General features: G+C 66.3%; 9 protein-coding genes. 5 read left to right on the top strand and 4 right to left on the bottom strand.

Annotated elements, in window-relative coordinates; genetic code table 11:
- The first annotated feature begins 15 nt into the window (after positions 1–15).
- From AB870_RS06170 to AB870_RS06155, 4 genes are all read left to right on the top strand, one after another.
- Positions 16–774 (top strand): SDR family oxidoreductase, encoded by a 759-nt coding sequence (locus AB870_RS06170; protein ID WP_047907339.1) that lies wholly within the window; start codon positions 16–18, stop codon positions 772–774.
- A 90-nt stretch (positions 775–864) separates the two neighbouring features.
- Positions 865–2,181 (top strand): MFS transporter, encoded by a 1,317-nt coding sequence (locus AB870_RS06165; protein ID WP_047907338.1) that lies wholly within the window; start codon positions 865–867, stop codon positions 2,179–2,181.
- Positions 2,182–2,387: 206 nt separating this feature from the next.
- Positions 2,388–3,899: an MDR family MFS transporter gene (locus AB870_RS06160; protein ID WP_047907337.1), complete on the top strand. Its 1,512-nt coding sequence runs from the start codon at positions 2,388–2,390 to the stop codon at positions 3,897–3,899.
- 394 nt (positions 3,900–4,293) lie between these two features.
- Complete coding sequence (locus AB870_RS06155; RefSeq protein WP_047907336.1) at positions 4,294–5,505, top strand: hypothetical protein; 1,212 nt, start codon at positions 4,294–4,296, stop codon at positions 5,503–5,505.
- Between the two features lie 136 nt (positions 5,506–5,641).
- Here the strand turns inward: AB870_RS06155 and AB870_RS06150 are convergent, their stop codons facing one another.
- From AB870_RS06150 to hemC, 4 genes are all read right to left on the bottom strand, one after another.
- A complete protein-coding gene (locus AB870_RS06150) occupies positions 5,642–6,814 on the bottom strand; it encodes a heme biosynthesis HemY N-terminal domain-containing protein (RefSeq protein WP_047907335.1) in 1,173 nt (390 codons plus the stop codon).
- Between the two features lie 10 nt (positions 6,815–6,824).
- Positions 6,825–7,976 (bottom strand): uroporphyrinogen-III C-methyltransferase, encoded by a 1,152-nt coding sequence (locus AB870_RS25530; protein ID WP_053059594.1) that lies wholly within the window; start codon positions 7,974–7,976, stop codon positions 6,825–6,827.
- Positions 7,963–8,901 carry a uroporphyrinogen-III synthase gene (locus AB870_RS25525; protein WP_053059593.1) on the bottom strand — a complete coding sequence of 313 codons (939 nt, stop codon included), beginning with the start codon at positions 8,899–8,901 and terminating at the stop codon, positions 7,963–7,965. The genes AB870_RS25530 and AB870_RS25525 overlap by 14 nt, the downstream gene beginning before the upstream one ends.
- 104 nt (positions 8,902–9,005) lie before the next feature.
- A complete protein-coding gene (gene hemC, locus AB870_RS06140) occupies positions 9,006–9,971 on the bottom strand; it encodes a hydroxymethylbilane synthase (RefSeq protein ID WP_047907334.1) in 966 nt (321 codons plus the stop codon).
- A 79-nt stretch (positions 9,972–10,050) separates the two neighbouring features.
- Here hemC and ppc point away from each other — a divergent pair, with 79 nt between their 5' ends.
- Positions 10,051–13,107, top strand: a complete 3,057-nt coding sequence (ppc, locus tag AB870_RS06135; RefSeq protein ID WP_047907333.1) for a phosphoenolpyruvate carboxylase — start codon at positions 10,051–10,053, stop codon at positions 13,105–13,107.
- Positions 13,108–13,342: the final 235 nt, after the last annotated feature.

Here is a 13,342-nt window from a genome sequence, read left to right as displayed (position 1 = left end):
CTTCGGAGACAAGGCATGCGTTTGCAAGAGAAAGTGGCCATCGTGACGGGCGCCGGATCGGGCTTCGGCGAAGGAATCGCGAAGACGTTCGCGCGCGAGGGCGCGGCGGTCATCGTCAACGATCTGAACCGCGAGGCGGGTGAGCGCGTGGCCGGTGAGATCGTCGGCGCCGGTGGCCGCGCAGCGTTCGTGTATGGCGACGTCTGCCGCGAGGACGACCACGTCACGCTGCTCCACGAAGCCGTCACGCGCTTCGGGCATCTCGATGTGGTCGTGAACAACGCGGGCACGACACATCGCAACAAGCCATTGCTCGAAGTCACCGAGGCCGAGTTCGACCGCGTGTATGCGGTCAACGTCAAGAGCATCTTCTGGAGCGCGCGCGCCGTCATTCCGTATTTCCAGCAACGCGGCGGCGGCGTGATGATCAACATCGCGTCGACGGCGGGCGTGCGTCCGCGCCCGGGCCTTGTCTGGTACAACGGCAGCAAAGGGGCCGTGATCACCGCGAGCAAAGCGATGGCCGCCGAATTCGGTGCGCAGAACATTCGCGTGAACTGCGTCAACCCGGTCATTGGCGACACCGGCCTGACCGCCGAATTCATGGGTGTGCCCAACACCCCCGAGAACCGCGCCAGGTTTCTCGCCGGCATTCCGCTCGGGCGCTTCTCCACCCCGCAGGACATTGCGAACGCGTGTCTGTATCTCGCCAGCGACGACGCGGCATTCATCACCGGCGTATGCCTCGAAGTCGACGGCGGCCGTTGCATCTGAGCATCTGCTGTTTCCGTGGTCCGTAGCACCGTAGTTGTCCCAAACACACGATAACTAGACAACACAACGTCAAACCGGAGGAGATTCCGTATGAACAGCGTTCCGACGCCCCCCTCGCCCATGACCGGCACGCCCTCGGCCGACTTTGAAGCGGCCACCTATCGCAAGGTCGGCTGGCGGCTCATTCCGTTTCTGCTGCTGTGCTACGTGGTCGCCTATCTCGATCGCGTGAACGTGGGCTTCGCCAAGTTGCAGATGGTCGGCGACCTGCAATTCTCCGAGACGGTGTTCGGTCTCGGCGCGGGCATCTTCTTCATCGGGTACTTCATCTTCGAGGTGCCCAGCAACGTGATCCTGCATCGCGTGGGCGCGCGTGTGTGGATCGCGCGCATCATGATTTCGTGGGGCATCATCTCGGGGGCGACAATGTTCGTCACCACGCCGTCGATGTTCTATGTCATGCGCTTCCTGCTCGGTGTGGCCGAAGCGGGGTTCTTTCCCGGCATCATTCTCTACATCACATATTGGTATCCGGCGTCGCGTCGCGGGCGCATGACAGCGTGGTTCATGACGGCCGTCGCCCTCTCGGGCCTCATCGGCGGACCGATCTCTGGCTGGATTCTGAAGGATATGAGCGGCGTGAGCGGCCTCGCCGGCTGGCAATGGATGTTCCTGATCGAAGCCATTCCGTCGGTCGTCATCGGCATTGCGGTGCTGTTCGTGCTCGACGATCGCATTCGCGATGCCAAGTGGCTGAACGACGACGAAAAGTCGCTGCTCGAGCGCAACATTGCAAGCGACGTGCTCGCCGAGGAAGACCTGCCGCTGCGCCACGTCTTCTCCAGCCCGCGCGTGTGGATGATGAGCCTGATCTACTTCTCGTTCGTGATCGGTCTGTACGGCGTGGGCTTCTGGCTGCCGACCATCATCAAGAGCACCGGCGTGACCGATCCGTTGCAGATCGGCCTGCTGACCGCCATTCCGTACTTCTTCGCCGTGATTGCGATGGTGCTGGTGGGCCGCCGCTCGGACCTGCGCGGGGAACGCCGCTGGCACATTGCGATTCCGGCGTTCGCCGGCGCCGCCGGCCTGTTCCTGTCGACGGTGTGGAGTCACAACACCCAACTTGCCATGGTGGCGCTCACGCTCGCCACGATGGGCATCATGATCGTGCTGCCCCTGTTCTGGAGCCTGCCCACGGCGTTTCTCGGCGGCACCGCCGCCGCAGCCGGTATCGCGATGATCAACTCGCTGGGAAATCTGGCCGGATTCGTCGGTCCGTATCTGATCGGCTTCCTGAAGGACGCGACCCAGAGCACCAACAGCGGCATGTTCCTGCTCACGGTGTTCATGATCCTGGGCGGATTGCTGACGCTCGCGGTACCGGCGCGACTGGTAAACCGGTGATCGCCGACGCCTTCGTCCAACGGTCCGGCTGCCCGGCTGTCCGGCATCGGATCGCCTGACGAAACCTCGTCCCGATCGCCGCGACCCGGCGCCCACGGGCCGGTTGGCCGGGGCGGCACAGCGGGAGTAACATGTTTCGCACGCACCAGGCCGTCTCTTTCGGGGACGGCCTGTTTTTTGCTCCCCGAAACGTTTTGCACAATCGCATGCCCGCCAACGACTCACAGACGACGCCCGCCGGTGTCTCGCTCACGCCCGCGGAGGTCAAGTCGATCCTCACCGGCCTGCTGCTCATCATGTTTCTCGGCTCGCTCGACCAGACTATCGTCGCGCCCGCCCTGCCGACCATCGCGCGCGACCTCGGCAGCTTCGACGCCGTGTCCTGGGTCGTCACGGCCTATCTGCTGTCGTCCACGGCGATCACGCCCATCGTCGGCAAGCTCTCGGATCTGCTCGGGCGACGCGTCGTCATCGCCGTGAGCGTGGCCGTCTTTCTCGTGGGATCGGTATTGTGCGCCCTCGCGCCGAGCATGCTGGCGCTGATCGTCGCGCGCGGCGTGCAGGGACTCGGCGGCGGCGGACTGATCGCACTGTCGAACACGGTGATCGCCGATATCGTCTCGCCGCGCGAGCGTGGCCGCTACCAGGGGTACATCTCGGGGATGTTCGCCGTCTCCGGTGTCGCGGGGCCGGTCACCGGCGGCGTGTTCGCCCAGTATCTGAACTGGACGCTCATCTTCTGGATCAATCTCCCGCTCGGCCTGCTCGCCATTTATCTGAGCGACCGCGCACTGCGACGTCTGCCGCGTCGCGCCGGCAAGCCGAGCATCGACTATCTCGGCTCGCTGCTGCTGATCGCCGCCACCGTCTGCCTGCTGCTCGCCCTTACCTGGGGCGGGCATCGTTACGCATGGATGTCGCCGGAGATCGGCGGCCTCGTTGCGGCGACCGTGGCAATCGGCGCGGTGTTTTTGCGGCATCAGCGTACGGTACGCGAGCCGCTGCTGCCGCTCGCGCTGCTCGCCAATCCGGTATTCCGGATGACCTCGACGATGGCCGTGCTGGTGATGATGGTCAACATCAGCATCGGCATCTACGTGCCGCTTTATTTGCAATTGCAGCGCGGCGAGTCCGCCAGCAGTTCCGGGCTGATGCTGATTCTGCCGCTGCTCGGTATCGTGGTCGGCGCCCTGAGTTCCGGGCATTACATGCGCATGACGGGGCACTACAAGCGCCCGCCGCAGATCGGTCTGCCAGTGGCCCTTGCCGGACTGGCGATCATTGCCCTTGGCGTGCAGTCGCTGCCGCTGGTGGTGATCGGGAGTTGTCTGGGCCTCGTGGGCATCGGGTTCGGTTCGGCCATGCCCGTGATGACGGTGGCCACGCAGAATGCCGTGGCGCCACGCGATATCGGCATTGCGACGGCGGCGCATGCGTTCTTCCGTGCGCTGGGCGGCATGATCGGCGTGGCGATGTTCGGCGCGCTGATCGTCGGTCTGCTCGTCTCGGGCGACGATGGCAACGCACCGCGCGAACTGACCGACTTCCTGCGCCCGGGTGGCGCCCCGCCCGGGATGGCCGAGCATCTGCGAGTGGCCTTCGGCGCGTTTTTCGGCGGGAGTGCGCTGATCGCCGCACTGGCCATCGTCGCGCTCGCGCGACTGCCGGAGTTGCCGCTGCGTCAGAGTTCAGGCAACGAAGCGACGTCCATCGAGTGAGGTGTCGTAGCGGCGGTACGGTGCGCCGGTGCGGCGTCAAACGATGCGCCCGGTCTGCAAAGCGCCGGCCCGCCGGACGAAGTTCGCCGCTGACGATCACGGCAAAGTGCGGACTCCTTTTCTCGTTCAGGAGTCCGCCTTGTTCCCTTCCTCGCGTCACCCTTCGACGGCTTCATCGGGGAGCCCTCCGCCCTGCGCGCCTTCTCCCACCGCGGCAACGCAGACACTCGCGCCGCAACTGACGGCACAATCGACATCGCAATCGACGCCGCAATCCCAACAATCGCGTACAGCCTTCCTCAACGACTTCTGGCAAACGTCGCAAGCGTCGCTCAGCCCTCCCACACTGGTCCCGCGATCGCCGCCGGCGCCCGCCGACGAAACAGTCCCAACGATGCCCGCGGCGCCCTCATCCGCCATTGCGCCAGGCGCGTGGCGCGCGGACTTCTCCGGCATTTTTACGCTGTCCGTGCCGCCGGACACCTCGGTGAGCGTGGCGCCCCATACCGCGGGCAAGCGCGACTTCGCGGCGGCGTTCGGCGAGGCGCGTGCAGGTGAGGACGAGGCCGCCAACGTCGCACGCTGGAAACGTCTTTCCGCGTTGCGCGAAATTCCGGTGCTCGAACCGAAGCCGTCGACCTCGGGCGTGATGGACCGCACCGCAGTGTCGGTCCCGGACAACGTGCTGCGCAGCGCATTGCTGACGCTGGGCGATCCGCGCGCACAGGCGCCGGACTGGTTCGCCACGCTGGAGTCGCGCGCGCTCGACGCCGTGCTCGAGAAAGGCGCGTATGCCGAGGCGCATCGTCTACTCGAAGGGCTGCTCCGGCGACTTGAGGCCGAGCCATCGCACGCGCACTGGACGACGGCGTTCGAGCGCGTCGTCGCGCTCGTGTTGCGCTTCGAGTCCCGCACGGCGCTTGCCGCCCGGTCGATGCTGCTCACTTCGGACAAGACGTCGGGCGACGCCGCGCGGGCGCTCGCGCGCGCCTCGACGAATGCGAGCATCGAGCATCTGATCGGACACCGGCTTCACGCCATCGCCGACATGCCCGGCGAACAACGCGCCACGGCATGGCGTGCATTGCTCGACAGCATGTGCCGCTCGACCGTGTGCACCACCGCCGGGCGCCTCGCGCCGCTCGCCCGTTTCATCGGTCTGCTGGCGAGTGACGAGCAGATGGCTGCCGCGACCGCCGTCGTCGAAGCGTCGTGCGCGTTCGCTCCGCATGGCGGCTGGCGCGAGCTGACGTCGCTTTTGCTCGGCGCAGTGCCGGTGAACGATCTCGCGCCGATTGCACGTGCGATTGCCAGCCCCGGGCGGCGGCTGTACGGCGACGACATGAAGGAGATCGTCGAGACCGTTTCCGGATGCATCGATCGAATGCCCGAACGGGAGGCGCGCCTTCTCGTCGCCCACCTCACGGAAATCGTCATGATGCGTGGCGATTTCGACTATCTGACATTCGCCCCGGACGAGTGTGCGCAGTTGATCGACGATCTGCGTTCGGCCTGCCGTCGCTGCGGGTTCGACGACCTCGCGGGCGAACTGGACGGCACGTTGGCCGAAGTCTGCGACGAGTACAAGGCGACGATGATCGATTGACGTGTGTGCGTGACGGCGTGCGCCGGCGCCGCCATTTGGGCTACCTTTGGGCTACCTTTGCGCCACGATCTGCATCCCGCACACGACGACACCCGCCTTGCGCGGGTGCCGTGGGTCGTACGCCGGGGCCTGTGGCTTATGCCGTTGCGCAGGCCCGGTAGTGACGGTTGGCCTGATCCATCTGCCCAAGCCCCTCGAAGAGTTGCGCCAGCGCCAGATGCAGGCGCTGTTGCAGATGGCGGTCGTCGGTGTGCCGCAACGCCCCTTCGAGGAACGTCTGCGCCTTGCCCCACAGACGCTGGTGCTGACATAGCTTGCCCAGCGCATAGAGCAGATCGGGATCGTTCGGATGACGCTGTTGCCACGCTTCCGCCTTCTGGATGAGCGGCAACGCATCGCCGCCCGCGCAGTCGGCATAGCGACGCAGCAAACGCGCATCCCAATGCTCGGCCAGCGCGGCCTCGACGATATCGCGCGCTTCGCGCGGGCGGTCGAGCGAGATCAGCAATTCGGCCGCGACATCGGCGATGCGTGCCGACGTGCGGGCATCCGCAGGCAATTCTTGCCAGCACTTGAGCAACGCATCGGCATCGTGACGATGATCGCGCAAAATGCCTTCGCTGGCCGTCTGCTTGAGCTTTGCCGCCAGCGCCGGATGCAGCGCCTCACGCTTTTCCAGCATCTTGAGCAGGTTCAGCACCTCGGGCCAGTGCTTGAGATGCTGATGGGCGCGCAGTGCGACCAGTTGCGCCTGCATGCGACGTGCGCCCTGCGCCCGCATTTCGGTCAGCGCTTCAAGCGCGCCTTCCGCGTCGCGCGTATCGACACGCAGCTCCGCCGTCTGCAACAGGCGAGCTTCTTCGAGATTGGCTCCCTGCGCCTCGGCCAGCCAGGCGTCGCGGCGCGCAAACTCGCGCATCCGGTGCGCCGCACGCGCGCCGATGATCGCGGCAACACCACGATTGTCATCCTGCTCGGCGGCTTCGCGCGCGGCCTTCTCGGCGCGCGTGTAACGTCCCGCGAAGAGGTTCGCCACCGCGTCGCGCAGCGCGATGTTTGCGCGGCGGCTGCGTTGGCGGTTGCGGTAGGCTGCCACGCGCTCCGGCATCTTGTAGATGTTGCGCAGCACGCGAATGATGACGTACAGCGCAACGAACAAGGCCAGCAGCGCCAGCACGAAGAGGTTCAGCGACACGTCCACCCGGTAAGGCGGCACCAGCATCACCACCTGTCCGTGATTGAACGTGGCCAGCACGGCGAAGCCGGCCGCCACCGCGAACAGGAGCGTCAACCAGATCAGTCCTCGCATGCCCGGCTCCTTACGGCTTTTCCTTGACGTCCTTGACCCGACCGATGGCGGTCAGGCTGGCGTCAAGGGTCGGCAGTTCGATGGTGCGCGAGCCCGAATCGACCTGATCGAGCAACGTTTTGACGGCAGCGATACGGCGCGACCTGGTATCGAAGTACTTGTCGAGCGCCGCCTCGGCGACCTGCACGTCGCTATGCACCGCCGACGCGTTGCGCGCGAGCAGCGCGAGACGCGCGTTGAGCAGGCGCAACTTCAGGTTCGCGCGCAGGAAGGCCCCCTGCTCGGGCGCCACGAGCATGACGTCCGGATCGTCCAGACGCCGCACCTGCACCAGTTGCCTGAGGCTGCCGAGCATCTCCCCGGACAGGCGGTGCCACGTGGCAGCCCAGCCGGTTTCGCCCGCACCGCTCGGCCCGCTCGCGTCGCTCTTCGGCACCGCGCGTTGCTCTTCGGCCTGCAACGGCAGCGTGTCGATCATGGCAATGGCCTGATCGAGCTTGCCCGTGAGTTGCGGCAAATCGGCGGCCGGCACGGCCTTCAGACGGTCGATGTCCTTTTTGAGTGCGTCGCGCACACCGGCGAGCTGCGGCGCGCCAGTGCGTGCGAGCCGGGCGTCCGCCCCTTCGAGCGCGATCAGCGCGCCACGAACGTTACCCGTCAATTGCAACTGTTGATTGGCGCTTGTGACGATCTGTTCGGTCTCGGCCAGCACCCATTCGTCGCGGTTGTGCGCGAGTTCCTGATAGAGCTGTTCGAGCGCGGCCTGCTGGCTGCGCGAGTCGGACACACGGCCCTCGAGCGCCGTGAGCCGGTTCTGAAGGTCGCGTTGGTTGTCGAGCGCCTGCGCGGTACGGACCTGTGCCTGCATGACCTGCGAGTCGCCCGCCTGCTGACGGCGCGCCATTTCCTGCTGCACGCGGTCGAGCTTCTGGTTGAGCGACCAGCCGCCGATGCCGGCCCCCGCCGACACAAGTACGAAGAGCAGCCATGGCAGCGCCGCGCCCGAGCCGCGGCGCTTCTGCGGCGGTTCGGGCGGTTGCCACGCGGGCGGGCTGCCTGCGGTGCTGTACGTCGCACCACCGGCCGCGGTTGAATTCGCCGTCGGGCCGGTCGACGCCGACGGGTTCTGGGAAGACTCTGGAACGCGATTATCTGTCGTCATGCTTGACTTGAATGGGATCCGCCCATGTTTTGAGTGCGGCCAGCAAGTTCTCGTCACCGGGCGCGCACTGCGTAATCCTATCAAACCCCGCGCAACGCGCGGCATCCGCGATGCGGGTATGCGAAGTAAAGCACGGTGCCGCGAGGATTTGTGCGAGCACCTGCGGGGTGCCCGGGGTGTGGACGCCTTCGCGGGTGCCGTAGCGTGCCGCGAGCAGCGTGGCGAGATGGCGCACCGCTTCGGAACTCGTCAGCACCCATGCACAGCGCTCCGGCAATGCAAGCCGGGCTTCGAGCGCCGCCCAGGCGGCCGTGTCCGGGACCGGGGCGCGACGTGTGTAGGCACTCACGATGTCGAGTTGCGCGCCGTTGGCGCGTAGCGTGTCGGCCAGCAGCTCCCGCCCGCCGTCGCCACGCACGAGCAGCACACGCCGGCCGGCAAGCGAGGGCAGATCGAGTTGCGCCAGCAGCGCTTCGGAGTCGAAGCGCGCCTGCGGCCCGCCCGGCGGCGCGATCACACGGTGCGACGGCGGTGCGATCCCCGCGTGCGCCAACGCCTGGGCGCTTCCTGGGCCGACCACCGCAACGGGCAGCCTACCGGGCCAATGTGCGCCAGCACTGCCCCCGGTGACTTCGGCATCGGGATCGTCTCCCGCCGCGGCATTGTCCGGCGAATGCAGATGCACCAGCCGCGCCAAAGCATGCGCCACGGCGTTGGGCGAGACGAATATTGCCAGCGCATACGCGGGGAGCGAACGCAAGGCGCCGTCGAGCGCCGCCAATGCCGCAGGATCGGCTTGCGGTGCGATATCCAGCAAGGGGAATTCGAGGGCGTCGATGCCCTCGGCGTTCAGCGCACGGGCGAGCGAGTCGGCCTGCCCCTCCGGACGCGTGAGGATCGCGCACGGCGCGACCGGTGCGGCCACCGCACGCGCCGCAACGTCCGGGGCAGCCGGGGCCTCCGGGACGGCCGGAGCGTTCGATGAGTCCGGTGAGTCCGCAGGATCCGGTGAAGTGGGCACGCGCGGCGTCAAACGGCGTCCTTCGGCGCGGACGGCGGCACCAATGCCAGCCCGCCGGCATCGATCAGTTCCTGCGCCACCTGCCGGCCCAGCGCCTCGGCACCGGCCACATCGCCCGGCGCGACCCGGGCGGCGCCCTGTGCGCGGAGTACCGTGGCACCGTCCGTCGACGCGATGAAAGCGCGCAGCGCCAGATCGCCTTGCGCGGAAAATTCGGCGTAGGCGCCCAGCGGCACCTGACACGATCCGCCCAAGGCTCGCGAGACCGCCCGTTCGGCGCTAACGGCCAGCGTAGTGTTGGCATCCTGCAACGGTGCGAGCCATTGCAGGATTTCGGGACGCCCGGCGCGCACCTCGATGCCGAGGGCGCCCTGCCCGGCGGCCGGCAGGCTCGCATCGGCCGGAATCACGGCGCGGATGCGCGAGCCCAGCCCAAGGCGCTTGAGGCCCGCTGCAGCCAGAATGATGGCGGCGAAATCGCCCCGGTCGAGCTTGCCCAGACGTGTGTCGAGATTGCCGCGCAACGGGGCGACTTTCAGATGCGGATAGCGCTCGCGCAGGCTGACTTCGCGGCGCAGGCTCGACGTCCCGACGACCGCCCCGGCCGGCAAGGCATCCAGGCTGTCGTAGTCGTTGCTGACGAAAGCGTCGCACGGGTCTTCACGCTCCATCACGGCGGCCAGCGCGAAACCGTCGGGCAACTGCATCGGCACGTCTTTCAGGGAATGGACGGCGAGATCGGCACGGCCGTCGGCCAGCGCCAGTTCGAGTTCCTTGACGAACAACCCCTTGCCGCCGACCTTGGCGAGCGACCGGTCGAGAATCTGGTCACCACGAGTGGTCATTCCGAGAATACTCACGTGACACTGCGGATATAATTTGTGCAGCGCGTCACGCACGTGTTCGGCTTGCCACATGGCAAGGCGGCTCTCGCGCGATGCGATCACCAGGGTTTCAGGAGAAGCGAAGTTCATTCAGCAACCGCGTGAAGACCAAAAGAAAAAATGGTAACACGCTTGACCGGCCCGAACGGCGGGTCGCGAGAGGAGCGACATGAAGAGCAGCGCAAAGGCAAAAGCCCCGAAAGAGGGTCTGGCCAAGTCGGTCGGCAAGACGTCACCCGCGAAAGCAGCAGCCGCGGTGACAGCCCCCCCATCCACACCGTCCATCCCGTCGCGTACTGCCCGTCAGTCGCGGCCCGGGGCGACGCCCAACGGGGCGGACAAGTCCGCATCGGCCGTTGCGGCGCTCCAGTCCCGGCCCCGCCGCTCGCGTGAAGACAAGGACGCCCCGCTGCGCGAGGACATCCGCTTCCTCGGCCGTCTGCTCGGAGACGTGCTGCGCGAGCAACAAGGCAGCGACGCCTTCGATCTGGTCGAGACGATTCGCCAGAACGCCGTGCGCTTTCACCGCGAAGGCGACCGCAGCGCCGCGAGGGCACTGGACAAACTGCTCAACGGCCTGACCAACGAGCACGCCATCCAGGTCGTGCGGGCGTTCAGCTACTTCTCGCATCTGGCGAACATCGCCGAGGATCGTCATCACAACCGCCGCCGCCGCGTGCACGCGCTCGCGGGCAGCCGCCCCCAGCCCGGCAGCCTGAGCGCCGCCCTGCAAAGCCTGAAGGATGCCGGCCGCGACGATCCCGCCACGCTGCAAGCCTTCTTCGCCAGCGCTCTCATCGTGCCGGTGCTCACCGCGCACCCGACCGAAGTCCAGCGCAAGAGCATTCTCGACGCCGAGCGCGAAATCGCGCGCCTGCTGGAACATCGCGACGACGCCCTCACCGAGCGCGAATCGTCACGCAACACCGAATCGATGCGCGCCTACGTCACCACGCTATGGCAAACGCGCATGCTGCGCAGTTCGCGCCTGACGGTGGCAGACGAAATCGAGAACGCGCTGTCGTACTACCGCAGCACGTTCCTTTCCGAAATTCCCGCGCTGTACGACGACGTCGCCGCCGAACTGCACGACGCCGTACCCAGCGTACGCTCCGAAGGCCTCGGGCGCTTCCTGCAAATGGGCAGCTGGATCGGCGGCGATCGCGACGGCAACCCGAACGTGACTGCGCAGACGCTGCAACTGGCAATTACGCGCCAGGCGACGGAAATCTTCGCGCACTACCTCGAACAAGTGCACTTGCTGGGCGCGGAACTATCGGTCTCGCAACTGCTCGCCGGGGCCAGCGACGCGTTGCTCACGCTCGCGCGGCGCTCGCCCGACGACTCCCCGCACCGTACCGACGAACCCTATCGACGCGCACTCATCGGCGTGTACGCGCGACTGGCGGCGACCGCGCGCGAATGGGTCGGCCATGTGCCACATCGCGGCGCCGTGGGCGATGCCACGCCGTATCTGGATGTCAGCGAGTTCATTTCCGACCTGAATACGGTCGTTGCGTCGCTCATGGCGCACCACGGCGGCGCGCTGGTTTCGCAGCGCCTGGGACCGCTCGTGCGGGCAGCCGAAGTGTTCGGCTTTCACCTCGCGAGCATCGACCTGCGTCAAAGCTCGGACGTTCACGAAGCGGTCATCGCGGAGTTGTTCGCCAAGGCCGGCGTCGAAGCGAATTACGCGAAGCTCGACGAGCATGAGAAGCTCGCGTTGCTGCTGCGCGAACTGCGCGAGGCGCGACCGCTCTTCTCGCCGTACCTCGATTACTCGCAGCGTACGCGCGATGAACTCGCCGTATTCGCGGCGGCGCGCGACATCCGCGCGCGCTTCGGCACGCGGGCGGTACGCAACTACATCATTTCGCACACGGAAACGGTGAGCGATCTGGTCGAAGTGATGCTGCTGCAAAAGGAGACCGGACTCTTTCGGGGCGCCCTCGAACATGAGAGCGGCGCGGGCAACAAGGCTGTCGAGCCGAAGGTCGGCGCGATGGTCATTCCGCTGTTCGAGACGATTGCCGACTTGCGCAACGCGCCGGTCATCATGCGCGAGTTCTTCGACATTCCGGGCATGTCCGGCGTCGTGACCGCGCAGGGCGGCGAGCAGGAGGTCATGCTCGGCTACTCCGACAGCAACAAGGACGGCGGCTTCCTCACGTCCAACTGGGAGCTTTACAAGGCCGAACTCGCGCTGGTGCGCCTGTTCGAGGAAAAGGGCATTCGCCTGCGCCTGTTCCACGGCCGGGGCGGCACCGTCGGACGCGGCGGCGGCCCGACCTATCAAGCGATTCTGTCGCAGCCGCCGGGCACGGTGAACGGCCAGATCCGTCTCACGGAGCAAGGCGAAATCATCGCGAGCAAGTTTGCCAACCCGGAAATCGGACGCCGCAATCTGGAGACCATCGTCGCTGCGACGCTTGAAGCGACGCTGCTGCCGAGCCGCAATCAACCGCCGCGTCTGGCCGCCTACGAGGCCGTCATGCAGTCGCTCTCCGATACGGCATTTGCCGCGTATCGCGACCTCGTGTACGAGACACCCGGCTTCACCGACTACTTCTTCTCGGCCACGCCGATTGCGGAGATCGCGGAGCTCAACATCGGCTCGCGTCCGGCATCGCGCAAGTTCTCCGATCCGAAGCATCGCCGTATCGAAGACCTGCGCGCCATTCCGTGGGGCTTCTCGTGGGGCCAGTGCCGTTTGCTGCTGACCGGCTGGTATGGCTTCGGCAGTGCGGTGAGCGCTTATCTCAAAGGCGATGGCAGCAACGCAAAGAAGGCGAACAAGGCGGATGAGGCCGATCGCGACAAGCGACTCGATACGCTGCGTCAGATGGTCAAGCGCTGGCCGTTCTTCGCGAACCTGCTCTCGAACATGGACATGGTGCTTGCCAAGACGGATCTGGCGGTGGCGTCGCGTTACGCCGAACTGGTGCCGGACGAAAAGTTGCGCAAGCGCGTGTTCGATCGCATCGTCGCCGAGTGGCAAAGCACGTCGCAGGCGCTCGCGATGATCACCGGTCACGAAGAGCGTTTGGCGGACAATCCGCTGCTCGCCCGGTCCATCAAGAACCGCTTCCCGTACCTCGACCCGCTCAACCACTTGCAAGTCGAGTTGCTGCGCCGGCATCGCGCCGGTGAGTCGGACGAGCGTGCGCGCCGCGGCATCCATCTGTCCATCAACGGCATTGCCGCGGGCTTGCGCAATACGGGCTGAACGCGCCGGCAGGCGGGCTTCCAAGGGGCGTTCCATCGCCCCCTTGGGAATCTGCCCAACGACAGTCGACGGATAGGACGGTATATTTCGACGCATTCGACACGATGGCTGCCGGGGGCCAATCCATCATGCAAGCCGATGCCAACACACGCACTGGACGCACAACCTTCACACGACGGATAGCGCTACTCGTCACCTCCACGCTTCTTACGTTCTGCGTGGGCGCGCGTGCAGG

This window comes from Pandoraea faecigallinarum, assembly GCF_001029105.3.
In the GTDB taxonomy this organism is placed as follows: Bacteria; Pseudomonadota; Gammaproteobacteria; order Burkholderiales; family Burkholderiaceae; genus Pandoraea; species Pandoraea faecigallinarum.
The sequence above is the reverse complement of the archived record's forward strand: the minus strand, read 5'-3'. Positions and strand labels throughout refer to the sequence as shown.